The sequence below is a fragment of the Acinetobacter pengchengensis genome (genome assembly GCF_982235305.1).
The window spans coordinates 534,413-559,477 of sequence record NZ_CEVATJ010000001.1 but is presented as its reverse complement, the minus strand read 5'-3'; the positions used below and the strand labels follow the sequence as shown (position 1 = coordinate 559,477).

Genomic DNA, 25,065 nt, shown 5'->3' with positions numbered 1-25,065 from the left:
TATTTAAATTTTATTCGCCAACTAACCAGCGCACTGCAGCGTGTCCACCGTGTTCTTGCATACGCAAATGCGGGAACAACCATTGCAGGGCTTCATCCGCATCTTCAGAAAATTTCCATGGCGGATTAATCACCAATAAACCACAACCGTTTAAGCCCACAGGAGTATCATCAGGCCATACACAAATTTCACAAATGAGTTGACGGCGAATCCCTGTTTTAAACATTTTCTTTTCAAAACGCTCAATCATGGCGCGGTCTTTAATTGGATACCACACCGCAAATACGCCTGTTGGCCATTTTTTATGTGCAGCTGCCAATAATTCAACCAACTGTGGGAAATCTTTACGTTCTAACTCATACGGTGGATCAATCATCACCAAACCGCGCTTTTCTTTCGGTGGTATGACGCCTAATAAACCTTCGTAAGCATCACGCTCATGTAAACCTGCACGTTTGTCACGAATGTTATGACGTAATTGCTGAAATACATCGCGCTGCATTTCAAAAATAGTCGCTTTGTCGATGTCACGCATGCCCTGTAAAGCAAACCACGGCGAACCTGGATATGCACCTTGACCATCCACCTCACGCATTGCTTCAACCAGTTTTAAATACTGCTGTACGCCTTCTGGAGCTTGACGTTTGATTGAATCATCTAGTTTCACTAAACGATGAATACCATTTAAAAATTCACCCGATTTTTGTGCAGGTGCTAAAGATAAGTCGTATTTACCCGCACCGCCATGTGTATCGATATAGCGATAAGGTTTATCTTTGGCATTTAAACGTGTCAAAATTTGCAGCAATAAAACATGCTTCATGACATCGGCAAAGTTGCCCGCATGGAAATGGTGACGATAATTCATGTTTGGTTCATTCCTAAAATCAACTGACATTTTAGCATGAAAAAAAGTTTCATTCAGGAGCTTGTATTCCTCTAAAATAATCAGCTTGTCTTGCATTTTGTCTGAGTATCTATTTTATGGACGCCACACTGCTTCCAAAATCTTGGAATATTGATCAAATTCTTGAAGATTTAGATTTGCATGGTTTTGCCATGTTAGATGATGCCTATTCACCTGAATATCAACAACAAGTGCTAGCAGAGTGTAGTCAAAATTTAGATCAATTTCGTGAAGCAGCCATTCAAAATGGTGTGGTCAGCAAAATTCGCAGCGATCATATTTTATGGATTCACGAAGATTTAAGCATTGCGCAACAACACACCCAAACTCTTTTGGCTTTGGCTGAACAATTCAATCAGACATTTTATTTAGGGATTCGTGAGGTCGAAGCACATTTTGCCAGCTACCAAGCAGGTTCTTTTTATGCTTTGCACCGCGATAATCCACAACAAAAAAATGATCGGGTGATTTCTGCAGTCTATTATTTACATCCTGAGTGGCAGGCAGATTGGGGTGGACAACTACGCTTACAAGACAAACATGGAGCATGGCAAATTATAGAACCACGCCCAAATCGGATTGCAATTTTCCAAAGTGATTTATTGCATGAAGTTTTGCCTGCGACACAGCAACGTCTTTCCATTACCGCATGGCTACGCAGCGGCAATCAACTTTGGTAAAGATAGACCGCATTTTCAAATTATTGGCTTTAAAACTGTAAATTTGCCCCGATGTATAGCAAATATTGCTATCAGGAATTCACCCATGCGCAACTCGACTCAACAGCTTATTCAACGTATTGGGGAAACCGACCAACTTTTTTTACAAGGCAATACGCCTGAATTGGCATTAGAACGTGCCGATTTACGCTTACAATTGGTAAGTTTAAGCGAGTTACGCCAAGAACAGATTTACTTTTTGCAAGAAGCCATTGTGCTGTTGGAACAGGGCCGGATTGAATTTGAAGAAATACCGTTAACGCTGTATATCAACTTGTCTTTGCATTTAGCCAAAGCCTATATGATGTATTTTGAACTGACCCGCGATGCAAAATACGCCTTAATTACCCAACAAATTTTAAAAGCCATGACCCATTATGCGCATGGGGATATTTTCTTTTTCTTGGCCTATGCCAGCGCCAGTAAAAATGAAAGCGCACTGTGTCGTCACTGGTTAGGCAAGTATAGTAAAACTGCCGAATTTGATTTGGAACTCTTACAAATTCACCCTGCTTTTAACGCCTATCAAACCGAAGTCTGGTTTAAACAAATTCTCAAAAGCAGAATGCATTAAAAAACGCCTCGTTCGGAGGCGTTTTTTATAAGATGGCAATGACTTGAACTTAAACAGCTTGTAAACGATAAGCATCTAAATGTAATTGTTGATTGAGTTCATCAATCCAAATGGCCCAATCATCGTCTTGTACCAAATGACTGATTAAAAATTCACGTTGTGATTTATTCCAAAACGGCGCTTCATGTAAATTAATATGTGCAGGCAATTGATGCGTACGTACATACAATTCAATGGCTGCAGGGCTACTGGCTAAACCGAGTTGGCTGAATAACATGGCTAATGATGGAGTATTTTGCATGAGCACCTTGCCCCCTTTTATTAGTTTCGTTGTAATTCCTTATTCAACCAACTTATAACACTTTGTATAAAAAACCCAGACTTTTGACTGGGTTTGTTGTATCTTTTTGTGAGAACGCAGTTTACTGGCTCTTTGAGATGAAAGGTATTTGATTTAACTTAAAATTCTTTTTACTTAAATAACAATTAGACACTCGGATGCTGATCGCTATGTAATTGCTCATTTAGAGTTTCAATCACAATGGCCCAATCATCATCTTTTTTCCAGTGACTTTGCAAAAATTGGCGCTGTCCTTCAGTCCAAAACTCGGCACAGTGTAGTTTGGTTTCTGCAGGTAATTGATGCTCACGAATAAATTGATCAATTGCTGCATCGTCTGCATCTAAACCCAATTGTTGAAATAACAGTTCTAAGGTCGGTTGTTGGTCAAACATGCCATCCTCCTTTGGTTCGTCTTGTACTTTTAATGACCTTAACCTGCTTTGAGCCACAATTCAGCAGCAGCCAAGTTGCAGCATGTTATTTTTTGTACAACTATACATTCAAATCTAAGTACGAACTTTCTTTAACTTCCTCCATCACCACATAGCTATGCGATGATGCCGAGGCAGGTAGTTTTTTTAGAATATTGCCCAGCAATTTACGATAGGCACTCATTTCCTTTAAACGTGCCTTGACCAAATAATCAAATTCTCCAGAAATTAAATGACATTCTAAAACTTCAGGAATATCTGCCAAATCTCGTGCAACTTGTTCGAACACATCGCCTGATTTTGCAGAAAGCTTAATTTCTAAAAATACCAATAAGCGTTTATCGAGTAACTCTGGGCTTAAACGGGCATGGTAACCCATAATAATGCCATCACGTTCCAAGCGCTTTACCCGCTCTGAGCAAGGCGTGGTCGATAAATTGACCATCGCTGCCAACTCACTAATTGCGATTCTGCCCTGCTTTTGCAATATCTCTAAAATCATCCGATCTATACGGTCTAATTTACGCATCTAAAATCCCTGTTATTTTATAATTTCCGCGAATAATCCTACGAATTCACTAAAATACTACCCTAAAAATAGCAAATTTCACTATTAAACTAAAAATATACTAGTTAAATAAACTAGGGATAGCGTTAGGACAAGCACATGCGTGTAATTGTTTTAGGTAGTGGCGTCATTGGAGTGACCAGTGCTTATTATTTAGCAAAACAAGGGGCTGAAGTCACGGTATTAGACCGTCAGGCTGGCCCTGCAGAAGAAACAAGTTTTGCTAATGCAGGACAAATTTCACCAGGTTACTCAACACCGTGGGCAGCACCCGGTATTCCATTTAAAGCTGTGAAATGGATGTTTCAGCATCATGCACCATTGGCGGTACAGCTAGATGGCAGCATGTGGCAATTGCAATGGATGTTACAAATGCTGAAAAACTGTAGCGCCAATCAGTATGCGATTAATAAAGAACGCATGCTTCGTATTGCAGAATATAGCCGCGATTGTTTACGCAGTTTGCGTCAAGAAACAGGCATTCAGTACGAAAACCGCGCCAAAGGCACACTGCAAATTTTCCGTAAAGAAGCACAACTTGAAGCTGTACAACGTGATATTCAAGTCCTACAAGAAACGGGGGTCGACTTTAAACTACTCGATGCTGCAGGTTTGGCACAGGTTGAACCCGCCTTAGTCAATGCTCAAGACAAATTAGTCGGCGGCTTACATTTACCTAATGATGAAACCGGTGATTGTTATTTATTTAGTAAAGCTTTAGCTCAACATGCCAAAAATTTAGGGGTTAATTTCCAATTTAATCAAAAAGTTGAACGAATTATTGTTGAAGGTAACACCATTAAAGGTGTCTTGGTCAATGGTCAGGTACTGACAGCAGACCGCTATGTACTGGCATTTGGCAGTTATTCACGTGATTTTTTAAAGCCTTTGCATCTCGATTTACCTGTTTATCCTGTAAAAGGATATTCCCTCACCATTCCAATTATTCAGCCAGATTTAGCCCCTCAATCTACCGTTTTGGATGAAACCTACAAAATTGCGATCACACGTTTTGATCAACGTATTCGCGTGGGCGGCATGGCTGAATTGAGTGGCTTTAATTTGGGTTTAAATTTAGACCGACGAGCAACCTTGGAAATGGTGACGCACGATTTATTTCCTGGCGGCGATCTGAAACAAGCTGCATTTTGGACAGGGTTACGCCCAATGACACCAGACAGCACCCCAATTATTGGTACAACGCAGTATCCAAATTTATTTATTAACACAGGACACGGCACTTTAGGCTGGACGATGGCGTGTGGTTCAGGAAAGTTAATCAGTGATTTGGTGATGGGACGCAGTACAGAAATTTGCACCGAAGGTTTATCTCTACAGCGTTATCACACCACCTTAGCAGCTTAGTTTCTAGACATACAGCAAACGGATTAAACGCTAAACCACTTTGTTCAAGGAAGAACTTTATGTCACGACCAATACGGGCATGGATTCATTTAGATGCCTTAAGTCATAACTTAGGCATTGCTCGACGTCATGCAAAAAACTCAAAAGTGTATGCCGTGGTAAAAGCCAATGCTTATGGACATGGGATCGAACGGGTCTACCCTGCTTTACAACAAGCAGATGGTTTTGCCCTACTTGATCTCGCCGAAGCAAAACGCTTACGTGCTTTGGGCTGGCAAGGCGATATTTTATTGTTGGAAGGCATTTTCTCTGCACAAGACTTACAGGATTGTCACGACTTTAATTTTAGTTTCACCGTACACAACACTGCACAAATTGAATGGTTACAGCAATTTCAGTCTAACCACCCCACAGCGCGATTTCATATTTTCGTCAAAATGAATGCAGGCATGAATCGGTTGGGTTTTGCACCCGAAAACTATGCTCAGGCTTGGAAGCGTTTGCTTGAATTAGAGATTGTGGCGAGTCTGACGCACATGATGCATTTTTCAGATGCAGATGGTGAGCGTTTTGGTATTTCGGGAATTCAGCAACAATATTCGCAATTCCAACACATCATTCAAGCATTTCCTGCAGCGGTGACCGTCAGCAACAGTGCAGCAATTTTACGTCACAGCCATGAGCTCCACTCTGACATTGTCCGTGGCGGCATCATGCTTTATGGCAGCTCTCCTGACTATCCAAAACATTCTAGTCAAAGCTGGCAATTACAACCTGCCATGAGTTTGCGTACAGAAATTATCTCCATACAGACTTTGGTGGCAGGTCAAAGTGTCGGTTATGGCTCCAACTTTGTAGCGGAATATCCCATGCGCATTGGCATTGCAGCCTGCGGTTATGCCGATGGCTATCAGCGGACTTCTCCAACAGGCACACCTGTGTTGGTCAATGACTGTAAAACATGTCTGATTGGTCGGGTCAGCATGGATATGTTGGCCGTTGATCTCACCCATGTGACCGATGCCGATATTGGTGCCGAAGTGGTGTTATGGGGCAAGTCTTCTGCAGGGACTCTGCTAAGTATTGATGAAGTTGCGCATGCCTCAGGCACAGTCGGCTATGAGCTGATGTGTGCCGTCACACAGCGCGTGCCTTTTTCTATTGCAGCCACGGAATAAATGTTTTCCGTACTTTGATTATTCGTTTGACCCAGTTGCATTTATGCACCCCCACTACACAAGGAAATAGTGATGCCCAATTCAATTCAACATCTACACAGCAATGATTTTATGAGTGCTGTGACTGTATTTAATCATGTGGTTTATCTTTCAGGACAAGTCCCAAGCAATCCTGAAGCCGACATAGACGCACAGACACGAAACGTGTTCAACACCATTGAACAGCTTTTGGCTCAGGTCAATAGTGATAAATCACACTTGCTTTCTGCACAGCTCTTTTTAAAAGACCTTGCCGATTTTCCAGTAGTCAATGCCTTATGGGCAGAGTGGTTAAAAGACTGCCCTAAACCTGCTCGTGCAACCATTCAAGCAGAATTGGTCAATCCAAACTGGCGTATTGAAATTGCAGTGACGGCAACGCAGTTATAAACCGTAGCATTTTTAAATCTTTCTCATATTTAACGGTAATTGCGCTGAATAGGATTTTCAGCTCGCTAAAGTGAACTACGTACGCCAATGGCTACCGTTAAAAAACTCAATAAGGACATTGAAATGACACAAACTTCGCAAAATTCTTTGCAGTCTCCTCCAGATCAACTGCAGCGCAAATTGTCCAACCGACACTTACAGTTAATTGCCATTGGCGGTGCGATTGGTACAGGGCTGTTTATGGGCTCAGGCAAAACCATCTCACTGGCAGGACCTTCTATTCTGTTTATTTACATGATTATTGGTCTGATGTTTTTCTTTCTAATGCGCGCTTTGGGCGAAATTTTATTATCCAATCTGCATTACAAATCTTTTATTGATATGGCATATGACTTAATTGGCCCGGGAGCTGCCTATTATATAGGCTGGTCATATTGGCTCGGTTGGGTTTTGGTGGGGATTGCAGACTTAGCAGCCATCATTAATTATCTCAACTTTTGGCTACCCGCTGGGGTCAGTTTTACCCCCACAGGACAAGCTTTAATTAGTGCGGGATGTGTTTTATTTGTACTCGGACTCAACTTGCTTACGGTTAAACTCTTTGGAGAAATTGAGTTCTGGTTTGCCCTGATTAAAATTTTAGCCATTCTAGGTTTAATTTTTATTGGTGGTTTTATGGTGCTCAACCACTTTCAATCCCTCAATGGTACGGCGTCAAGCTTCAGTAATATTTGGGCACATGGCGGCATGTTTCCACAAGGTGGCAATGGCTTTTTAGCAGGTTTCCAAATTGCCTTATTTGCTTTTGTCGGAGTTGAACTTTTAGGCACAATGGCAGCAGAAACCAAAGACCCTGAAAAAAATCTGCCTAAAGCGGTCAATGCGATTCCAACCCGCATTATTCTGTTTTACGTCCTTTCTTTATTGGTGGTGATGTCTGTAACGCCTTGGAACCAAATTCCTGCCGATCAAAGTCCATTTGTTTCCCTATTTCTACATGCAGGAATTCCAACCTCTGCGATTATCATGAATTTAGTGGTGCTATCTTCAGTGATGTCATCGATGAACAGTGGTGTGTTTTCGACCAGTCGCATGTATTTGGTCTAGCCAGAACCAAGCAAGCACCACAAGCATTAGCACGCTTATCTAAACGTGCTGTTCCTGCACAAGGAGTGATTTTTTCATGCTTCTTTATTATGGCGGGTGCAGGTTTGCAATATTTTGTACCGAATACCATTGAAGCCTTCACCTTAGCCAGCTCTCTGTGTGTGATTTTATTCATTAGCATTTGGGGACTAATTATGGTGTGCTATTTGCGTTATCGTAAATTACAACCAGAATTGCATGAACGCTCAACCTTTAATATGCCAGGGGGTGTGTGGATGAGTTATGTTGTACTTGTCTTCTTGTTTTTCGCCTTAATTATTTTAAGTTTAGAGCCAGATACGCTTAAAGCACTTATTGTCAGCCCATTGTGGGTGATCCTTCTTACCATTACCTACCGATTATTGTATTTACCAAGAATCAGAAAAAGTGCAGCTTTAGAACAAGCTTGAGCTGTTATTTGCGAAAAACTGAAAAAACCATACCACTCAGCAAGGGTTTTCATATGACGAAAAACATTTGAATCAATCTTGAATATCTACACCATTCAATTTTCAAAACTCTCCTAGAACATGAAAAAAGCCAGTCAATGCACACCGACTGGCTTTTTCTACGCAAATTAAAAGTTAGCAACCTGTTAGTTTTTCTGGCTGTGGCTTTTCATTTGGAAAAAAGATTGGGCGCAATTTCACACCAATGATATTCTCCAAAAAAATAAATAACAGCTATAACCCGCCATGCACACTGCCCGAAGCAATTCCGCTAAAGTATGTACCATTGTTATAACCATAGACCAAACTTGCACCTTAACCCAGTGTTAAGCCACCTACTACAGCCGCAACCCGTAAACCTAAGCAAAAAAACAGCGTAACCCACATTCACGCCTTACCAGCGCAACAAGTGTATAGCATACCCGATGCACAGCCGCCGCCTAACTGCATGCTGATACCAAAAATTAAGGCTCCCATCATGACTGACATCGACATAGGATTGACGTTGTACTTGACTGGATTGCTAATAACTCACCTGCACTCAAAGCAGGAAAGAATAACAACACCGCCAAGCCCAACATGATCATTTGAGCCTGCAAAGACCACGACGATATTTAATAAACACGCCTGCTAGAAGTAAAACCCAAAAAAGCGTGATCCAACGTCATCCCTAAACCACCCATCAAAAACTTACAATGCTTGATTTAGATCCACAATTTGAAATGCGCCAATGGTACCGACAACAAGCAAGATAAAAGCCCCAAAAACGAAACATCCGATCATTGGGCACTTGCAACAATAACAGATATAACAGAGAGAAGATTTGAAAAAGGAAACGCGCGTATTCTACGCAATTTCCCCATCATGTAAGGGAATCGACCTATTTTACAACCCGCCATCCGTTCTTATATCTGATAAACCATAAAAACTAAAATGATGACAAGCATTTAAGTTCAAAGAAAAAATCAAGTGTAAAAAAATGCCAGTCAACTTTTAATTGACTGGCATCACTTCCAAAGAAGTTTTAACTTAATCTAGCAGATTAAATTATTTAATCATGTCAGCAATTGCTGCACGTTCTTCTTCAAGTTCGTTTAACGTGAAGTTGATACGCTCACGGCTGAACTCGTCGATTTCAAGACCTTGAACGATTTTGTATTCGCCATTTTCGCAAGTTACAGGGAAACCGAACATTACGCCTTCAGGGATACCGTAAGAACCGTCAGAAGGAATACCCATAGTTACCCATTCGCCGTTTGTGCCAAGCGCCCAATCACGCATGTGGTCAATTGCAGCGTTTGCAGCAGATGCAGCAGAAGATAAACCACGTGCTTCGATGATCGCAGCGCCACGCTTACCCACTGTAGGAAGGAACACGTCTTTGTTCCATGCATCATCGTTGATTTTGTCTTTTAAGCTTTCGCCATTTGCAGTTGCAAAACGGTAGTCAGCATACATTGTTGGAGAATGGTTACCCCAAACTGTCATGTTTTTGATATCAGAAACAGCAACGCCAGCTTTTTGAGCAAGTTGAGTTAACGCACGGTTGTGGTCAAGACGTAACATTGCTGTGAAGTTTTTCGCTGGAAGATCTGGAGCAGATTTCATTGCGATATAAGCATTCGTGTTCGCTGGGTTACCCACAACAAGAACTTTAACGTCACGGCTCGCAACTTCGTTCAGCGCTTGACCTTGACCAATAAAGATTTCACCGTTGACTTTAAGAAGGTCAGCACGTTCCATACCAGGACCACGTGGACGAGAACCAACCAATAACGCGTAATCAGCATCTTTAAATGCAACTTTAGGATCATCAGTACCGATCATGCCTGCCAATAATGGGAAAGCACAGTCGTCAAGTTCCATCATTACGCCTTTAAGCGCTTGTTGAGCTTTCTCAACAGGAATTTCTAACAATTGAAGAATAACTGGTTGGTCTTTACCCAACATTTCACCGCTAGCGATACGGAATAATAAGCTGTAACCAATTTGACCTGCAGCGCCAGTCACGGCAACACGAACGGGTTGCTTCATGTAATTATCTCCAGTTGAGGATAGTCAATGCGATTAAATAGTCAGTCCATTTAATCTAATAATCATAAACGCGAAAGATTGTACTCCAATCATTCAGCGGATGCATGCAAAAGCGCATCAAATTCCACAAAAGTCTGATAGAAAATATGAATAAAATTTCTCAAAAAGCTTAAAAGTCAAAAATTACAGTCACCTAGCAAGCTAGTAAGAACCTTTAATAAAAAACTGATTCGGGCAATTAGATTCAACCCCTGCACCACACTGCTTATAGCGCCCTGCAGTGTCATAACAAATTTTGATTTCAGTTAAATAACTTTTGCCTTGATGGTTAGAGCACTGAAAATGCACGCTTTTCGATGACATACCGGAATTGGACTTAAGAAACAAACTTCGCAGTTGTGACAATTGCACGCTCTGCGTGCCTTGCCCGGTCAATACCGAAGGCACGTTAATCCGATCTGCATTGTTAATAATCATGCGGAAATACTGACTGGCATTCATGGGCACACAGCCACCAATGCCTTGCCACAATTGTACCCGTGCTGCTTCATCAGGCATAACCCGCGCCACCACTTTGGCTTGCAAAGGTGGCAACTTTGCCGATGACTGAGAGCTACATTCACGGGCAGCAACTTCAGGATATAAGCCTTCAATATTCAGCGAATAACCTTCTAAACATTTACGCTTTTTGCTTTTACTCGAATCAATTAAACACACGGCAGGCGTCATTTGCACAGACATCACATAACCTTGTACAGGAGCAGAAAATGCATTTTGCGTACACAAAACCAAAGCTGCACCGCTCAAACTGAGCAATGTCACTTGAATTGGCTGTGAAGTTGCACTCATCCACACTTTCAATGCTTGAGCCCCCTTGTTATTTACGCGCCCAATAATCTTCAGATCTAACTACCAACACGATCATCAAGCTGTATCACTTATATATTTGCCTTAAGGTGTATTCCGCGATGGAATATGTTGCATACGACTACTCATCGATTGTCCACCCTGCCCCAACAACACACCATAATGTGTGGCATTGGTCATGACATGCTTGACATAGTCACGTGTTTCTAACAATGGAATACTCTCGGTATATTGGTCTGCAGCAATCGCTTGAAACTCGGGCTGCCAACGACGTGCACGGTTCGGCCCTGCGTTATATCCCGCTGTAGCAAGCACTGGACTATTGCTTAATTGTCTGTGAATCGTCGACAAATAAAATGTGCCATAACGAATATTGGTATTCATATCACTCAGCGCGGCAGGATTATAAGTTTCACCCATTTGTCGTGCAACCAGACGTGCCGTATCGGGCATGATTTGCATCAGTCCACCTGCGCCGACATGCGAACGCGCAGTGGTATTAAAACGGCTTTCCTGACGCATCAGTCCATAAGCCCAAGCTGGGTCAATACCTACATTTTGACTGTGACTTACCACATAATTACGGTGTGGCATGGCATAACGATAACTATAGTTGTGCTTATTCACAGTACGATCTGCTGCATAAATGGCACGATCATACCAACCCATATCGGTCGCACGCTTAGCCGCTGCTAAAATCAAACCATCATCCTGTCTTAAATACGCCTGACGTACCGCCCAATTCCATTCACGGTTGACATAATTGGCAGGTGCATTAACTTCACGCAAGGCAAAGGCGCGGTTAAAGTGAATATCCTGATTCAAACGCTGTAAGTCATGAGTACTTGGTTGTGTATTCGCAGGAATTGTATTGTAAGTTTGCCCAAGACGATCTTTCGCCAACAAGTTGTGATAATCATCACCCTGCGCCAGTTTTTTATAAATATTTTGCGCGCTACGTTTCGATGCTGCATCATTGCGTTGTTCTAAAGCACGTGCCAACCAATATTGCCAACGATCTTCCTGTTTTTGAGTCACGCTCATGCTATCCACCGCACGAATCACACTTTCCCATGCGCCAAAACGAATCGCCTGACGGGCATAGATTTCTGCTTCTTCGGGGCTAAATGGCAAGCCATAACTGGCATCTAAGGCACTTAACACTTCACGCTTAAAATTGTTTTTCATAACCGTGGTGCCACCAATATATCCCACAGCACGATATAGGGCTTTTTGTATTGCTTCTGGCGTACCTTCTGAACTGCGTTTTAGTGAAGAAAGTGCCGAGTCTAAATCGCTATCGGCTAGACGCCCCATCGCATAAATAAGATAGGCATGATCTTCATTGCTTGCTTTAGGTGCAGACCACAAATAATTCAGTGGATTGGCCTGAATGCTGTTCAATTGTGCCAAACTGATATTCATACCTAAACTTTGTGCAGTCGCTAAAGCAAGTCCAGACTGCCCTGCACGCAATTGTGCCCATAAGCGTTGCTGCTTATCTTGCTGAGTCATTAAAGGACTTGACAGCATCATCCGCCCCAAACCTGTACAAGATTCAGGTTGTGTACTGGTATTCAGCCATACATCTTTAAACTCAGCGACCACCAAAGGATCACCCGAACGGGTGCGGACTTGTGCCATAGCACAGCTTTCGGCTTGATCGGCATTACTCACATAGGCAAGCACGGGTTGCGCACTACTAAAATCGGCCTGTTTAACTTTTTCTTCGATGTAATCTGCTGCGAGTTTTTCTGCCATCGCCGATTGTGGATGACGCTGTGCAAACTGCACAATAGCACTGGGAGGTTGCATACCCAAATTGGTGTTCAATGCCCAGTATTCAGGATAGTAGCCCAAGACATCATTTTGCATGGCATATTGATACTGCTGCAATAAATCGACATCACCTGAATTGGCTGCACGCAGTGCATCATTAAATTGTTCATTTGCGGCATGCGTACCCGTCATCACGGCAAGCGAAACCAGACTTAATACAAGCTTTTTCGTTAATTTATTATTTTGTTTCATCATTTGCAGCATTCGCTTGCCTTCAGTCATTTACTTCTGCCTCGAGGTCCGCATCCAATCATTTAACTTAGTTTAATTACTCTAGAACCCTAGTTGTGTTCTGTTATGTAACCTTCTGATTAGACACTATTAATCTTGAAATCAATCTTCCAACAATTTTACTTCACATTTCAAGCATGTGATGCATGGATTAAAGTCTGTCAGTTTATCTTGAATTCCTGCTAAAATACGCCCCTTTGTTTTATCTATTGCGTTTATTTTTATAAACGAACTCGTGAATTATCTCTTAGGAGCCTACATGACGGTTCAAACCTTCATCCCGAATGGTGCCCAAGCTGCCTCAGAAAACACTGTTACCCAGCCACAGCACACCCTAGCCGACGGTTCAGTTAAGAAACTGTATATCGAAACGCAAGGGTGTCAGATGAATGAGTATGACAGTCACCGTATGGCAGACCTTTTGGGCGACTCGCACGGCTATGTGCTGACCAGCAACCCTGCCGACGCCGATATTTTGCTCATGAACACCTGTTCAATTCGTGAAAAAGCCCAAGAAAAAGTATTTTCTGAATTAGGACGCTGGCGCAAGCTTAAAGAAAAAAATCCTGATTTAGTGATTGGCGTAGGCGGTTGCGTGGCTTCTCAGGAAGGCGACAACATTCAAAAACGCGCGCCGTATGTGGATATGATTTTTGGTCCACAAACCTTGCACCGCTTGCCCCAAATGCTTGATCAGCACCACGATCAAGTTGAAAAACCAAAGAAAGAAAAAATCAAACTGGTGGATATTTCTTTCCCAGACATCGAAAAATTCGACTTCCTACCTGAGCCTCGTGTTGAAGGGTTTAAAGCCTTTGTGTCGATTATGGAAGGCTGTTCAAAATACTGTTCTTTCTGCGTAGTGCCTTATACACGCGGTGAAGAAGTTTCACGTCCTTTAGATGATGTCTTGGCTGAAATTGCGACTTTGGCCGAAAAAGGCGTGCGTGAAATTAGCTTGCTCGGTCAAAACGTGAATGGCTACCGTGGTGAAACTTATGACGGCAAAATTTGTACTTTTGCCGATTTACTGCGTTTGGTTGCCGAAGTACCTGGTATTGGGCGAATTCGCTACACCACATCACACCCGTTAGAATTTAATGATGATTTGATTCAATGCTACCGTGATTTACCGCAAATGGTGTCGCATTTACACTTGCCTGTGCAAAGTGGCTCGAATGATGTCTTACAGGCGATGAAACGTAATCACACCATCGATGTGTATATCGACAAGATTGCCAAATTACGTAAAGTACGCCCAGACATGCACTTATCTAGCGACTTTATTATTGGCTTCCCAGGTGAAACTGATCAAAACTTTGAAGAAACTTATCAGTTTATTCAAGACATGGATTTTGACCACTCCTACAGTTTTATTTACTCAAAACGTCCAGGAACACCTGCATCTGAACTTGAGGACACTACCCCTGAAGATGTTAAAAAAGAGCGTTTGGCCAAAGTTCAGCAATGGATCAAACAATCGAGTATAGATAAGACTGATGCCATGCTCGGAACAGTACAACGTGTCCTGATTGAAAATGTTTCTGACAAAGACCCGAACATTTTAGTGGGTACGGCCGACAATACACGTTTAGTAACATTTATTGGTGACCCAGCTTGGGTCGGACGCTTTGCGGAGATTGAGATTACCGAGATTAAAACTTTGAATTTAGTTTACGGTGAACTCTTGAATCTTGAGCCTGACGTGGCGTAATGTAGGAGCTAAAGTCCAATAACAGATTAAGGAATTCTCTTGACTGCAGCGATTCGACGTACAGTAACTTTTCCTGGCATTTCAATGGAACGTCTAAAAAGCATGCTCGGTGCCTATAACGGACATTTGAAACAAATCGAACAACGTCTAGACGTGCAAATTTCCCATCGTGGTGACGCCTTTTTTATAGATGGGGAAATTGATGCAGTTGAGCGAGCCGAAACGCTCTTGCAACGCCTGCATGAGGAAGCGGAAAGTTCTGCACAAATTAGTGCAGACACGCTCCACATGATGATTCAGGGCAGTCAAACTGACCGTGAATTACAATCGGATGATGGGCAAGAGCATACTGGATTGGATGCTGTCTGGTTGCAAACCCGCAAAGGGCGTATTAACCCACGCGGCGCCAACCAAAAGCGTTATGTGCAGCGTATTTTGCAAAGCGATATTTCATTTGGTATTGGCCCTGCAGGTACAGGTAAAACCTACTTGGCTGTTGCCGCTGCCGTAGATATGCTGGAGCGTAATGAAATCCAGCGGATTCTATTGGTGCGCCCTGCGGTTGAAGCGGGTGAAAAACTGGGCTTCTTACCAGGTGATTTAACCCAGAAAATTGACCCTTATCTGCGCCCACTTTACGATGCCTTGTATGAAATGTTGGGTTTTGAAAAAGTTGCCAAACTCATTGAACGCCAAGTCATTGAAGTTGCACCACTGGCGTATATGCGTGGTCGCACCCTCAACCACTCTTTTGTGATTTTGGATGAAGCGCAGAACACCACCCCTGAACAAATGAAAATGTTCCTGACCCGTCTGGGCTTCGGTTCACGTGCAGTCATTACAGGTGACGTGACTCAGGTCGATTTACCACGTGGTCAGCAATCTGGCTTATCACATGCTTTGCGGGTACTGGAAAATGTGCATGAAATTCACATTACCCGCTTCCACTCACGCGATGTAGTACGTCACCAGTTGGTGCAAAAAATTGTTGAAGCCTACGAAGGCTGGGACAGTGAGCAACAGCGTTTAGGTGCCGAAGCACGCGCAGAACGTAAAGCGCGTCAGGAAGCATTAATTGCGGAAAATGACGCCGCAGCAGATGCACAGCATTAATTGCTGTGTGTTCTGCAACGCAACTTAAGAATTAAGGATTCATTTTGAAATTAAGTCTGAGCCTGCAACAGGATATTGAAGCGCCTGAGTTGGTGTTAAAACGTGCCTATCTGAAAAAAGTAGTAGAAACCACTTTAAGACATATAGACACCCAAAGTGATTGTGAAATCGGAATTGCTTGTGTCGATCATGCCGAAAGCCACAAGCTCAATTTGGAATATCGTAACAAGGACAAATCTACCAACGTCTTGTCTTTCCCAAGTGATTTACCCGATGAAATGGCACAAGTGTTGCCAAGCTTTCCAATTGGAGATTTGGTGATTTGTATTCCTGTAGTTTTGCAGGAAGCTGCAGAACAAGCCAAAACACCATTGGCGCATTTCACTCACATGTTGGTACATGGCACGCTGCATCTTATGGGCTATGATCATGAAACCTCAGATGCAGATGCTGAAGAAATGGAAGCTTTGGAAATCGAGATTCTTGCCAAATTTGGTTTGGATAATCCGTACATTCAAAAAGATTGAATTTTAAGTTATTGAAAAACATAAAATTAGCGGGCCAAGGCTCGCTTTTTTGTTTAAAACTGCCCTCCCTCTAACTTCCTCGATTGGTGAGGGAGAACATTTATTAGAATCCCATGATTGCTAATTAGTAGAAGGATATTGCTGCGTAAATAAAGATAAGATATTGGTTTTCTAGGCTTTTGTAAGTTCTTCCTGTAATACCCAGTGGAAAGGAGAACATAAGCTAGAATCTATAATGGTTAGACGCTACACAAAATCTTCTCTCCCTTTGGGAGAGAGTTACAGAGAGGAAAAAACTAGCGCACCTCAAACTCAGCTTCGGCAGGGTCAAAACGCCACGTTCGCACAATCCGCAATTCCGAAATATCCTTCATTTTCGCATCAAATGCGCCAAAAGGTGCAGCTTTACGTACCGAAGCTTTGGCTGCTTCATCCAACATAGCATGACCTGAACTTTCAATTAAACGAATGGCACGAATCCCGCCATTGCTGTTTAAAATTACCATTAAACGCACCTCACCCGCTAAATTCTGTGCTTTGGCCTGTTCTGGGTAATAGCGGTTGCCATAAAACTCGACTTTTTGACGGAATTTCTCAATATAGCCCGCAGTGTTGTCTTGCTTGGCCTGAATTCCATCAATGGTTTTAATTTTTTGCTGACGGCTAAAGTTTTGTTGGCGTTGTAAATATTGCGCTTCAATACTGGCAACCATGGCCGCCTTAGCTTGAAATTGACTATTCAACTCCTGCATGGCTTTTTTGCGCTGATTTTCTGCCGCCTGTTTCTGCCAACTGAGCGTGGTCATCAACACTTTTTCTTCAAAGTTTAATTCGCGCTGTTGCTGCATACGTTCTAAACTTTCCAGTTCTTGCTCCCCCGCACTTTGTTCAGTCATGGGTGCAGGCATGTCACTCGACATGCGATGTTGTTCACGGAATGTCCCTGAACCTTGCTGATCGACTTGGGCTAAGAAATCTGCATCTTCAACTTTTGTATCGCTCATGCGAACCGATATCGCAATTTCCTTGACCGCAACATCACTTTGTTGCGGTGCAGCAAACTGCACTTCCAAAATTAATGCGTGCAACACAGCAGCCACCAGCAAAGCAGCAGCAAAAATAGGATCTTTCCACCAATCTTGGGTAGAAGGCATTAATTGAATTTTTTTTAGCATCACATTAATCCGACAAAACGTCTGATTCCCCAAACCGCAAAATGCGGTATAAACTAAAGAGTATATTACTTTGCTCAGTTTTTACTTTTCTGCAAAACTGCGAATTTCATCAAAAAGCTGACTAGTGAGCCTTAAAAGCTTAAAATGGTGCAACTTATTTTGCTAAACTGCAAGCTTCTATGCCTGTATTTTTAATACAATTCGACAAAATATTTGTATCTGTAAAGAATGAATGAACGACTTGGACGGCCGTATGCAAACCCTGATCACCAATATCTCTCAACGTATCCGTCAAGTGTACCAAAAAGCCGAAGGATTTATTGAGGATGAACGTGAATTTCCATTATCTCAGGTCTTTTTAAATGCGACTTTTCAGCGCTTTGTGACCGATAATGTGAAAATGTTGCAAGATCTGCATGCAGACTTACACGACGACTGGTTACGTCTTTATGCAACCCTAGATTACAACGGCTTGAACATTACTCTATCTGTCGATTTAAAATTGGTGCAGATGGAATTGAATAAAGATACTCAGCTCATTGTGTTTGAACAAATTAGTGACACACAGGTCATTGAGGCGAGTTATCCAAGCTTTTTACATAAAATCGCGGTTAAGTGTGCTTTATTTTACTATCAAAAAATACGCAATGATGACCCTTTGGGCATGATTTTAGAAAAACTCAAAGTCATTAAAGTCAAAGATGATTTGCTGCATTTAGACTTAAATCGCTGGTTAGGTAAAAGCCGCTCTATCATTGATACACTCAGTAAAGTTCATGTGAATCATGCGGTATTACGCGAAGCGGAATTGGTACTCACTGGCAACGTCAATTTGACCGCATTGTTCCGTAAAATGTCTGAAGAAAAACTGGATAATGCGGAAGACTTTCTTGCAGATACTCAAGTCACACCACTGAAACAAAAACAAGGCTAGGCTAAACTTTGCAAGAGAATTCGTACAGGAAAACGACACAAGCCGCATAATTCCTAATTTTCTCTTCATATTCAACGCCTATAATGGCGATAAGCAAGTAAATTGCATCTCCCTACCTAAAAAGGAAATATCTCAGCAATGGCAAATTATGTAGTGAAAAAAATCGGTATGGCAGCCAGTGTTTCAACAGCACTGTTCTTGGCTGGTTTCTCTAGCCAAATATTTGCCATGAGTCCTTTTCAAGCCAGTTATCAGTTTAACTACAATGGTAAGAACTTAGGTTCTGCAACACGAACTTTAAGCAAAACAGGTAACCAATGGAGTTATGTGTTTTCGGCTAAAGCTGGCGTAATCGCCTCTGCCACAGAAACTAGCCGTTTTACTTTTAATGATGGCAAAATTGGCTCATCTAGCTTCAGCCGCAGCAGTAAGATTTTAGTGCATAACAACACCATGAGTATTAACTTCAATCCTTCGGCGAAAACCATTAACACTAAAAAGGACAGCGAAACCCGTTCTTTTGCCTGGAAAGCGGGCGTGTTGGATGAGTTGAATGCAGAGCTGCAAATCCGTGAAGATTTAAAAAGTGGCGGTTTAAAATCGAGCTACTATATTGCCGACCACAACGAGGTTGAATCACGTCGCTTTATTAAACAAGGTGCAGAAAAGATCAAAACCAATTACGGTACCTTCGACACTATTAAAGTGGTGCTAAAACATAGCAAACCGAACCGTGATACGATTTTCTGGTTGGCACCAAAACTTGACTACTTGCCTGTAAAAGTCACCCACCAAGACAAAGACAAGTCTTATGGCTTATTACTCACAGGTTATAAAGGCCCAACCAACTAATTCCAATCATAGCTGCTGAGCAAACTCAGCAGCTATTCACCATTTGGTAAATTGTTCTTGCATTTTTTCAGGTGCTTTTTAAAATACGCTTTTGCTTTGAAAAGCACCTGCTCTTGAGGATTCTCCCGTGCATGCACTAGAACAGAAAATTTTAGCTGAAGGTATCGTTTTATCTGAAGCGGTTCTAAAAGTCGACTCTTTCTTAAACCATCAAATTGACCCTATGATGATGCAGCAAATTGGTCAAGAATTTGCGCGTTTGTTTAAAGATGCAGGCATCACCAAAATTATTACCATTGAAGCTTCTGGCATTGCACCAGCTGTGATGGCAGGTTTAGAACTTGGCGTTCCTGTCATTTTTGCACGTAAATATCAATCTTTAACCTTAAAAGATGATTTATACCGCTCTAAAGTATTTTCATTTACCAAGCAAACTGAAAGTACGATTGCCATTTCAAACAAACATATCAGCGCTAGCGACAAAGTCTTGGTGATTGATGACTTTTTGGCAAATGGTCAAGCTGCACTCGGTTTAGCAGATTTAATCCATCAAGCCAATGCAGAAGTCGTGGGTATTGGAATTGTGATTGAGAAATCATTCCAACCAGGTCGTGAATTATTGCTTGAAAGAGGTTATCGTGTTGAATCATTGGCACGAGTAAAATCTTTGGCAAACGGTACTGTTGAATTTGTACGAGATTAAGGTCGATTAAAACTGATGTTGTTTCATCATTTAGCCCTGTGATCAAAGAGTGCTTAGGCGCTCTTTTTTTATTCTTATTTTCAAACTTAAACGGCTCATTTACATATATTTAATTTACAAAATAGTTGCGCTACGCCATGCTGCACTTCAAATAACAGTGTTTAAGCAGTCTGGTTTTTCAGATTGCAGCTCTACACAGCACTTTTTAGATCGTCTGCGTGCATTAATGCATGCGGCATGAGCACAAGGCATTTTACAGTCATGACACAAGACAATCCGTTGATGGAACACAGTATCGTCTGTCCGAAATGTGGTTCAACTCAAGTTGAAAAACGCAACCATGAACAAAACTTGCAAAAAATTGGTGGCGTGTTATTAGGCTCTGCAGGTACAGCAGCAGGTACAGTGGGCGGTGCAGCTTCAGGAGCTTCTATTGGTGCAGCAATTGGTACAGCCGCAGGGCCATTGGGCGTAATTATGGGCGGCACGATTGGCACGTTTGTCGGGGCAATTAGTGTGGGAATCACAGGCGGTTTTCTTGGGCATCGCTTTGGTAAAAAAGCAGGTGTAATTGTCGATCAGAATATTTTTCTAGATTTTCAATGCCTCAAATGCAAACACCGCTTTAAAGAAAAAGTCGAAAGAACCAAACAACTCTAAGTAACCCTAAATCAATTTCAAAAAAAATGCTGCACATAGCAGCACTTTTTTGATTACATCTTTTTATTTTGCAATGCTGCTTGCAGAAGTCATCACAGGCTCTTGTACCGCTAAATATTCGGCTTCCGCAGGTTGTTTCTCAATCTGCTTTGGTTCTGCAAAGCTCAGACTATGCACAATTTCAGTCGCTGCAATACTTGACCATGAACACCCCAAACTCAATAGACTTAACCCAATCAGCATCCACTTATTCATTTTCACTTTTCCTCAATCTCTCATTTTTACAGCAGTCCATTGTGCTCAATACATCAGGGTCTGTTGACAATTCGTCTATGTTTGCGGCAACGCATATTTTTTAGCTGATATAAGGCATGGGACAGGAAATTTAGTCATTCTAAATGACTGGCACATAACGCAATAGCAGCAAAAAATATGCTCGCCCTGAAAGGCTGTGGCTAAAACTTTCTCAGATTGCGTTATGAAACTTAGCAATAATCTCGCTATTCCTTGCGTTTCATGCCTGATCTGCTCAGTTTTAGCCTACAGCGCAAGCCATTTATGAAATGTCAACAGACCCTAGTCTGCACAAAAAAATGCTGCGTGAACCGTGACAGAAAACTCTGCTTTTAAAGCGGTGATTAGACTTGAAAAAAGAAAAACTGAATATCACTGCAAATGGTGATTTTAGGTGAAAAGTGCACTTATTTTTAACTCAAAATCGAATTCAAGTAAAAAAATGAAAGCGTAAAATGATATCTCCATTTTACGCTTCATCTTGATTGAAGAAAGAGTTCACATCCCCTGTAATTTTTTTACCATTTCGCCTAAACGTTGTCCTTGTACTTCACAAAGGATTTTTTCATCCTGGCTCAAAGCCTGATCGTGGCGTGGACCGCTCACATGCGTTGCACCATACGGTGTGCCGCCCGTTTTGGTATTCGATAGAGCAGGATGCGCATTATGCAGTCCCATAATCATCATCCCGTGGTGAAACAATGGCGGCAACATGGTCAATAAGGTACTTTCCTGTCCACCATGCATCGAACCCGATGAGGTAAAAACACAGGCAGGTTTATTGTGCAATGCGCCATTCAGCCAGAGACTGGTGGTTTGATCCCAGAAATATTTCATTTCAGATGCCATATTGCCAAAGCGTGTAGGAGAACCCAAAGCCAAACCTGCACAATTGGCTAAGTCATCTAAAGTGCAATAAATATCACCTTCGGCAGGAATACTTGGCTCGGCTTGTTGCACCACTGTAGAGATATTGGGCACAGTTCTAATTTTAACGGGCATGCCACTGGCTTCTACCCCATTGGCAATTAAATGTGCCATTTCTTTGGTAGAACCATATTTACTAAAGTACAAAACCAGAATATATGCTTGCATCATGCTAAGAAATCAGACTCAAATGAAAACTATACGGTATTTTGCTACTTTTTTGGTTAAGCTTAACCATGAAAACAGATAATGATGATTAAAAAGTTGAGACAGCCACTGTATGATCGTTGAATATTTAAAGAAACTACCTTTTTATGACAAACAATGGTTTCAATTTGTTTTATTTGTGCTGCGTCGCTTTGAAGCAGATCGCTGCCGTGAACAAGCGGGCTCTTTAACCTACACTACCCTTTTTGCTGTTGTGCCGATGCTTACCGTATTTTTGGTGATCATCTCATCTATTAAGGCTCTCGAACCCGCACGGCAACAATTACAACAACTGATTTACAGCAACTTTTTACCTAAAACCACTATTGCCTTTGATAAAGCCTTAAATGCCTTTACCGAAAAATCCAGCAACTTAACCGTCATCGGGGTTTTGTTTTTATTCGTGACCACAGTAATGATGCTGACCAGTATTGAAACTGTGTTTAACCGAATATGGCGGGTGAAGGAAACCCGTGGCGGCATTGTGGGTTTTATGCGTTACTGGACCATCATTTCATTAGGCCCTATTTTATTGGGCAGTGCTTTTGTCATTTCCTCAACTTTGGCCTCTATGAATGTGCTGAGTAATAACTTTGCAGGTTATGAGCTCAATGGCGCATTTATTTTATGGCTGATTTCATTTGCCCTGACCATTTTGGGTTTTTTTATTCTGAACTGGACCATTCCCAACCGCAGTGTACCCATTAAAGCCGCATTAATTGCGGGGGTATTCAGTGCTGTTGTATTCGAATGTTTGAAAAACCTGTTTGGTTTTATTATGTCCAACTTCACCAGTTATGAAATTATTTATGGTGCATTTGCTGCCGTACCTATTTTCTTACTGTGGATTTTTCTGTCTTGGAATATTGTGCTCTTGGGTGTTGAAATTAGTTTTGCCCTGACCGCTTTTGAAGCCAGCCGAGCGAAAAAATGCCACCCGCTGCTCATGTTACTGGACTTGCTGGAATTGTTTTATAAAAAACAAATGCGTGGAGAAAGTGTCACTGAAGCTGAAGCACTGGATGTATTAGGACGTAATGAAATTGGCCGTTGGCCGTCTTATGTGCGAATGCTAGAACAACAAAACTTAATTAAACGTACTGAAAATGATGAATTTGTATTGGTGCGTAATCTTTCTCAGGTAGATTTTTGGAGCTTTTATACACATTTACCGTATTCATTGCCACGTCGTCAGGACTTGACCAATGTTTATTCTGATGATGAATGGATGCAAAGACTCGGCCCCATACTCAATGAAACCGATGACTATTTAGCTGCCAAGTTGTCGATTCCGCTTTCTAAGATTTTTGAAGCGAAGTAACTGTTCATCCAGAGCATTTCAATTTTTGGCACAAACCATCTTCTAGTTTAGGTATGCAATCCGCTCAGTCGCTTGAAGATGGTTTGTGCTTGATTGATAAAACAAAGTTTGTGTTACAGGCGCTTCCGATAAAGGACTTAAACGTACCGCGACCGTTGTGGCTGCTCAAAGTATGCCTGCACTCAGCGCGAGTAAATCGCCAAAATACATAGGGCTAAAGTTTTGGTGAGTCTCGTGTTGTACAGTATCACGCCATAAAAAAGTCACTGTTATACCAGCAAAAGACAGCAGAATCCCGCCCCATTGCAAGCGAGATAAACGCTCTGCAGGGAGTTTCCAGTGCAGCGCTAAAAAGCTACAAAAAACAGACTTTCAAATAAGCTGCTAACTCAACCCAAATAGCTTGGTTGATTAAATACGCTTGAGTAGGTGAAATATTTTGGTATTATGCGTGAGTTTGCATAAAAAAAGCGACCTTAAAAGATCGCTAATTTTAAATAAGATATGGGCTTAATCGTCTGTTGCAAAAGCAATATCACTGAGTCCGGCTTCACTCGCACGTGACATCACTTGCGCCACAGTATCATAACGCGATTCTTTGTCGGCTCTTAATACCACAGTGGGTTGCTGTGCTTGCTGACCAGCGTTGTTAAAGCGGGTTTGCAATTCATCTAAGCTAATAATTTGATCATCCCACGCCACTTCACCATTGGCATTAATACTGACCTGAATTTGCTCAGGGGGTAAATCGACAATCTCTGCGCTGGTTTGCGGTAAGGTTAATGGTATAGATGGGTTGGCAACGGTCGCTGTCACCAAAAAGATGATCATCAATACCAACATAATGTCGATCAGGGGTATGAGGTTCATCTCATTCATGCCTGAGTCGTTGTCTTCACCCAATTGAAAAGCCATTAAACCTGACCTCCCACCAAACTTTGTTGTGTTGCTTTCACTTCTGTTTTTTGCACAGATGAATCTTGCTGCAACATGGTATCAATCAACAAGCTGTGTGCATGATCTTGCAGATTGTTCGATAAGGTACGGTTCACGCGCGAGCAAATGTTGTAGGCAATCACCGCTGGAATTGCGACTGCCAAACCAAAGCCTGTCATAATCAACGCTTCACCCACTGGGGTTGCGACTTGTGCCAGTCCTGCCTGCCCACTTTTACCCACGGCAACCAATGCATGGAAAATACCCCAAACCGTACCGAATAAACCGACAAACGGTGCAAGTGAGGCAATCGTACCCAATACCGACACCCCTTTTTCTGCCGATGCTTTTTCTACAGAAATTTGACGCAATAAGGCTTGTTCCGCAACCGCTTTGCGCTGTTCAAAACTTAGGGGTGCCAGTTTTGCTTTCAGCTGATTTAATGCCTGAGACAGTTGAGCATAAGCTTGTTGCTTCAATTGATGCGTGCCCATCAAACGTAATGCAAAGATGGTCCATGTCGCAATCGACATCGCCAATAACACGAAATACAGCGTTTTGCTGACTGCATCTGCATGTTGCCAATAGACGGAAAAGTTCATACTCGAACTCCTGTTGAAGG

At 42.1% G+C, this 25,065-nt stretch carries 25 protein-coding genes and 3 pseudogenes; 14 read left to right on the top strand and 14 right to left on the bottom strand.

Going from position 1 to position 25,065, the window contains the following annotated elements:
• Positions 1-10 precede the first annotated feature (10 nt).
• Entirely contained in the window at positions 11-868 is an 858-nt protein-coding gene (locus AC0T5Z_RS02690; protein ID WP_291340629.1) for a 23S rRNA (adenine(2030)-N(6))-methyltransferase RlmJ, read from the bottom strand.
• A 116-nt stretch (positions 869-984) separates the two neighbouring features.
• Between AC0T5Z_RS02690 and AC0T5Z_RS02685 the strand changes: the two genes are divergently transcribed.
• Together AC0T5Z_RS02685 and AC0T5Z_RS02680 are read left to right on the top strand one after the other, a co-directional pair.
• On the top strand, positions 985-1,587 hold the full coding sequence (locus tag AC0T5Z_RS02685) for a 2OG-Fe(II) oxygenase (protein WP_435336668.1): 603 nt from the start codon (positions 985-987) through the stop codon (positions 1,585-1,587).
• Between the two features lie 85 nt (positions 1,588-1,672).
• On the top strand, positions 1,673-2,200 hold the full coding sequence (locus tag AC0T5Z_RS02680; RefSeq protein WP_154321050.1) for a hypothetical protein: 528 nt from the start codon (positions 1,673-1,675) through the stop codon (positions 2,198-2,200).
• A 49-nt stretch (positions 2,201-2,249) separates the two neighbouring features.
• Here AC0T5Z_RS02680 and AC0T5Z_RS02675 read toward each other — a convergent pair whose 3' ends face one another.
• The 3 genes from AC0T5Z_RS02675 to AC0T5Z_RS02665 form a co-directional block, all read right to left on the bottom strand.
• Entirely contained in the window at positions 2,250-2,507 is a 258-nt protein-coding gene (locus AC0T5Z_RS02675; protein WP_026438086.1) for a DUF2789 family protein, read from the bottom strand.
• Between the two features lie 179 nt (positions 2,508-2,686).
• Positions 2,687-2,935, bottom strand: a complete 249-nt coding sequence (locus AC0T5Z_RS02670) for a DUF2789 family protein (RefSeq protein ID WP_096901745.1) — start codon at positions 2,933-2,935, stop codon at positions 2,687-2,689.
• A 100-nt stretch (positions 2,936-3,035) separates the two neighbouring features.
• Entirely contained in the window at positions 3,036-3,503 is a 468-nt protein-coding gene (locus tag AC0T5Z_RS02665) for an Lrp/AsnC ligand binding domain-containing protein (protein ID WP_435336669.1), read from the bottom strand.
• A 138-nt stretch (positions 3,504-3,641) separates the two neighbouring features.
• Between AC0T5Z_RS02665 and AC0T5Z_RS02660 the strand changes: the two genes are divergently transcribed.
• The 4 genes and pseudogenes from AC0T5Z_RS02660 to AC0T5Z_RS02645 all read left to right on the top strand — a co-directional run bounded on the left by AC0T5Z_RS02660 (position 3,642) and on the right by AC0T5Z_RS02645 (position 8,070).
• Entirely contained in the window at positions 3,642-4,907 is a 1,266-nt protein-coding gene (locus tag AC0T5Z_RS02660) for a D-amino acid dehydrogenase (RefSeq protein ID WP_435336670.1), read from the top strand.
• Between the two features lie 59 nt (positions 4,908-4,966).
• Positions 4,967-6,085, top strand: a complete 1,119-nt coding sequence (alr, locus tag AC0T5Z_RS02655) for an alanine racemase (protein WP_291340622.1) — start codon at positions 4,967-4,969, stop codon at positions 6,083-6,085.
• Positions 6,086-6,157: 72 nt separating this feature from the next.
• Positions 6,158-6,514, top strand: coding sequence for a RidA family protein (locus AC0T5Z_RS02650; protein WP_291340620.1), 357 nt, complete (start codon positions 6,158-6,160; stop codon positions 6,512-6,514).
• Positions 6,515-6,637: 123 nt separating this feature from the next.
• A pseudogene (locus AC0T5Z_RS02645) lies at positions 6,638-8,070 on the top strand (amino acid permease).
• 174 nt (positions 8,071-8,244) lie between these two features.
• Here AC0T5Z_RS02645 and AC0T5Z_RS02640 read toward each other — a convergent pair.
• The 4 genes and pseudogenes from AC0T5Z_RS02640 to AC0T5Z_RS02625 form a co-directional block, all read right to left on the bottom strand.
• A pseudogene (locus AC0T5Z_RS02640) lies at positions 8,245-8,918 on the bottom strand (YeeE/YedE thiosulfate transporter family protein).
• A 238-nt stretch (positions 8,919-9,156) separates the two neighbouring features.
• On the bottom strand, positions 9,157-10,143 hold the full coding sequence (locus AC0T5Z_RS02635; RefSeq protein ID WP_291340618.1) for a malate dehydrogenase: 987 nt from the start codon (positions 10,141-10,143) through the stop codon (positions 9,157-9,159).
• Positions 10,144-10,344: 201 nt separating this feature from the next.
• Positions 10,345-10,992: a ribonuclease T2 family protein gene (locus AC0T5Z_RS02630; RefSeq protein ID WP_435336671.1), complete on the bottom strand. Its 648-nt coding sequence runs from the start codon at positions 10,990-10,992 to the stop codon at positions 10,345-10,347.
• 102 nt (positions 10,993-11,094) lie between these two features.
• Positions 11,095-12,981 (bottom strand): lytic transglycosylase domain-containing protein, encoded by a 1,887-nt coding sequence (locus AC0T5Z_RS02625; protein WP_435336739.1) that lies wholly within the window; start codon positions 12,979-12,981, stop codon positions 11,095-11,097.
• A gap of 358 nt (positions 12,982-13,339) precedes the next feature.
• On the opposite strand from AC0T5Z_RS02625, the gene miaB reads away from it, so the two are divergent.
• From miaB to ybeY, 3 genes are read left to right on the top strand one after another with little or no spacing between them, the layout of a single operon-like run.
• A complete protein-coding gene (miaB, locus tag AC0T5Z_RS02620; RefSeq protein WP_435336672.1) occupies positions 13,340-14,794 on the top strand; it encodes a tRNA (N6-isopentenyl adenosine(37)-C2)-methylthiotransferase MiaB in 1,455 nt (484 codons plus the stop codon).
• A gap of 39 nt (positions 14,795-14,833) precedes the next feature.
• Positions 14,834-15,907: a PhoH family protein gene (locus AC0T5Z_RS02615; protein ID WP_435336673.1), complete on the top strand. Its 1,074-nt coding sequence runs from the start codon at positions 14,834-14,836 to the stop codon at positions 15,905-15,907.
• A gap of 44 nt (positions 15,908-15,951) precedes the next feature.
• Positions 15,952-16,434 (top strand): rRNA maturation RNase YbeY, encoded by a 483-nt coding sequence (gene ybeY / locus AC0T5Z_RS02610; protein ID WP_315279772.1) that lies wholly within the window; start codon positions 15,952-15,954, stop codon positions 16,432-16,434.
• Positions 16,435-16,730: 296 nt separating this feature from the next.
• Here the strand turns inward: ybeY and AC0T5Z_RS02605 are convergent, their stop codons facing one another.
• Positions 16,731-17,588, bottom strand: coding sequence for an energy transducer TonB (locus AC0T5Z_RS02605; RefSeq protein ID WP_435336740.1), 858 nt, complete (start codon positions 17,586-17,588; stop codon positions 16,731-16,733).
• Positions 17,589-17,862: 274 nt separating this feature from the next.
• Between AC0T5Z_RS02605 and AC0T5Z_RS02600 the strand changes: the two genes are divergently transcribed.
• From AC0T5Z_RS02600 to AC0T5Z_RS02585, 4 genes are all read left to right on the top strand, one after another.
• Positions 17,863-18,543: a hypothetical protein gene (locus AC0T5Z_RS02600; RefSeq protein WP_291334687.1), complete on the top strand. Its 681-nt coding sequence runs from the start codon at positions 17,863-17,865 to the stop codon at positions 18,541-18,543.
• 138 nt (positions 18,544-18,681) lie between these two features.
• On the top strand, positions 18,682-19,395 hold the full coding sequence (locus AC0T5Z_RS02595; protein WP_291334680.1) for a DUF3108 domain-containing protein: 714 nt from the start codon (positions 18,682-18,684) through the stop codon (positions 19,393-19,395).
• 127 nt (positions 19,396-19,522) lie between these two features.
• Positions 19,523-20,098, top strand: a complete 576-nt coding sequence (locus AC0T5Z_RS02590) for a xanthine phosphoribosyltransferase (protein WP_291334678.1) — start codon at positions 19,523-19,525, stop codon at positions 20,096-20,098.
• Between the two features lie 261 nt (positions 20,099-20,359).
• Positions 20,360-20,758, top strand: a complete 399-nt coding sequence (locus AC0T5Z_RS02585; protein WP_291334676.1) for a hypothetical protein — start codon at positions 20,360-20,362, stop codon at positions 20,756-20,758.
• 63 nt (positions 20,759-20,821) lie between these two features.
• Here AC0T5Z_RS02585 and AC0T5Z_RS02580 read toward each other — a convergent pair whose 3' ends face one another.
• Both AC0T5Z_RS02580 and wrbA read right to left on the bottom strand, forming a co-directional pair.
• Complete coding sequence (locus AC0T5Z_RS02580) at positions 20,822-21,013, bottom strand: hypothetical protein (RefSeq protein ID WP_291334674.1); 192 nt, start codon at positions 21,011-21,013, stop codon at positions 20,822-20,824.
• Between the two features lie 537 nt (positions 21,014-21,550).
• Positions 21,551-22,147 carry an NAD(P)H:quinone oxidoreductase gene (gene wrbA, locus AC0T5Z_RS02575; RefSeq protein WP_178318656.1) on the bottom strand — a complete coding sequence of 199 codons (597 nt, stop codon included), beginning with the start codon at positions 22,145-22,147 and terminating at the stop codon, positions 21,551-21,553.
• Between the two features lie 112 nt (positions 22,148-22,259).
• Between wrbA and AC0T5Z_RS02570 the strand changes: the two genes are divergently transcribed.
• Positions 22,260-23,507, top strand: a complete 1,248-nt coding sequence (locus AC0T5Z_RS02570; RefSeq protein ID WP_291334672.1) for a YihY family inner membrane protein — start codon at positions 22,260-22,262, stop codon at positions 23,505-23,507.
• A gap of 93 nt (positions 23,508-23,600) precedes the next feature.
• On the opposite strand, the pseudogene AC0T5Z_RS02565 reads toward AC0T5Z_RS02570, so the two are convergent.
• The 3 genes and pseudogenes from AC0T5Z_RS02565 to AC0T5Z_RS02555 all read right to left on the bottom strand — a co-directional run.
• A pseudogene (locus AC0T5Z_RS02565) lies at positions 23,601-23,858 on the bottom strand (EamA/RhaT family transporter); the annotation flags it as partial.
• Between the two features lie 159 nt (positions 23,859-24,017).
• Positions 24,018-24,422, bottom strand: a complete 405-nt coding sequence (locus AC0T5Z_RS02560; protein WP_435336674.1) for an ExbD/TolR family protein — start codon at positions 24,420-24,422, stop codon at positions 24,018-24,020.
• Positions 24,422-25,045 carry a MotA/TolQ/ExbB proton channel family protein gene (locus tag AC0T5Z_RS02555; RefSeq protein WP_291334668.1) on the bottom strand — a complete coding sequence of 208 codons (624 nt, stop codon included), beginning with the start codon at positions 25,043-25,045 and terminating at the stop codon, positions 24,422-24,424. Before AC0T5Z_RS02555 ends, AC0T5Z_RS02560 begins: the two co-directional genes overlap by 1 nt.
• Positions 25,046-25,065: the final 20 nt, after the last annotated feature.

Excerpts from the sequence above, each read along its gene's own strand:
- wrbA (WP_178318656.1), bottom strand. The coding sequence starts at position 22,147 with ATGCAAGCATATATTCTGGTTTTGTACTTTAGTAAATATGGTTCTACC.
- AC0T5Z_RS02660 (WP_435336670.1), top strand. The coding sequence starts at position 3,642 with ATGCGTGTAATTGTTTTAGGTAGTGGCGTCATTGGAGTGACCAGTGCT.
- AC0T5Z_RS02685 (WP_435336668.1), top strand. The coding sequence starts at position 985 with ATGGACGCCACACTGCTTCCAAAATCTTGGAATATTGATCAAATTCTT.
- AC0T5Z_RS02635 (WP_291340618.1), bottom strand. The coding sequence starts at position 10,143 with ATGAAGCAACCCGTTCGTGTTGCCGTGACTGGCGCTGCAGGTCAAATT.
- AC0T5Z_RS02605 (WP_435336740.1), bottom strand. The coding sequence starts at position 17,588 with ATGCCTTCTACCCAAGATTGGTGGAAAGATCCTATTTTTGCTGCTGCT.
- AC0T5Z_RS02560 (WP_435336674.1), bottom strand. The coding sequence starts at position 24,422 with ATGGCTTTTCAATTGGGTGAAGACAACGACTCAGGCATGAATGAGATG.
- AC0T5Z_RS02670 (WP_096901745.1), bottom strand. The coding sequence starts at position 2,935 with ATGTTTGACCAACAACCGACCTTAGAACTGTTATTTCAACAATTGGGT.
- alr (WP_291340622.1), top strand. The coding sequence starts at position 4,967 with ATGTCACGACCAATACGGGCATGGATTCATTTAGATGCCTTAAGTCAT.
- AC0T5Z_RS02555 (WP_291334668.1), bottom strand. The coding sequence starts at position 25,045 with ATGAACTTTTCCGTCTATTGGCAACATGCAGATGCAGTCAGCAAAACG.
- AC0T5Z_RS02665 (WP_435336669.1), bottom strand. The coding sequence starts at position 3,503 with ATGCGTAAATTAGACCGTATAGATCGGATGATTTTAGAGATATTGCAA.
- AC0T5Z_RS02570 (WP_291334672.1), top strand. The coding sequence starts at position 22,260 with ATGATCGTTGAATATTTAAAGAAACTACCTTTTTATGACAAACAATGG.
- AC0T5Z_RS02680 (WP_154321050.1), top strand. The coding sequence starts at position 1,673 with ATGCGCAACTCGACTCAACAGCTTATTCAACGTATTGGGGAAACCGAC.
- AC0T5Z_RS02690 (WP_291340629.1), bottom strand. The coding sequence starts at position 868 with ATGAATTATCGTCACCATTTCCATGCGGGCAACTTTGCCGATGTCATG.
- AC0T5Z_RS02585 (WP_291334676.1), top strand. The coding sequence starts at position 20,360 with ATGACACAAGACAATCCGTTGATGGAACACAGTATCGTCTGTCCGAAA.
- miaB (WP_435336672.1), top strand. The coding sequence starts at position 13,340 with ATGACGGTTCAAACCTTCATCCCGAATGGTGCCCAAGCTGCCTCAGAA.
- AC0T5Z_RS02580 (WP_291334674.1), bottom strand. The coding sequence starts at position 21,013 with ATGAATAAGTGGATGCTGATTGGGTTAAGTCTATTGAGTTTGGGGTGT.
- AC0T5Z_RS02600 (WP_291334687.1), top strand. The coding sequence starts at position 17,863 with ATGCAAACCCTGATCACCAATATCTCTCAACGTATCCGTCAAGTGTAC.
- AC0T5Z_RS02595 (WP_291334680.1), top strand. The coding sequence starts at position 18,682 with ATGGCAAATTATGTAGTGAAAAAAATCGGTATGGCAGCCAGTGTTTCA.
- AC0T5Z_RS02650 (WP_291340620.1), top strand. The coding sequence starts at position 6,158 with ATGCCCAATTCAATTCAACATCTACACAGCAATGATTTTATGAGTGCT.
- AC0T5Z_RS02630 (WP_435336671.1), bottom strand. The coding sequence starts at position 10,992 with ATGAGTGCAACTTCACAGCCAATTCAAGTGACATTGCTCAGTTTGAGC.
- AC0T5Z_RS02625 (WP_435336739.1), bottom strand. The coding sequence starts at position 12,981 with ATGACGGGTACGCATGCCGCAAATGAACAATTTAATGATGCACTGCGT.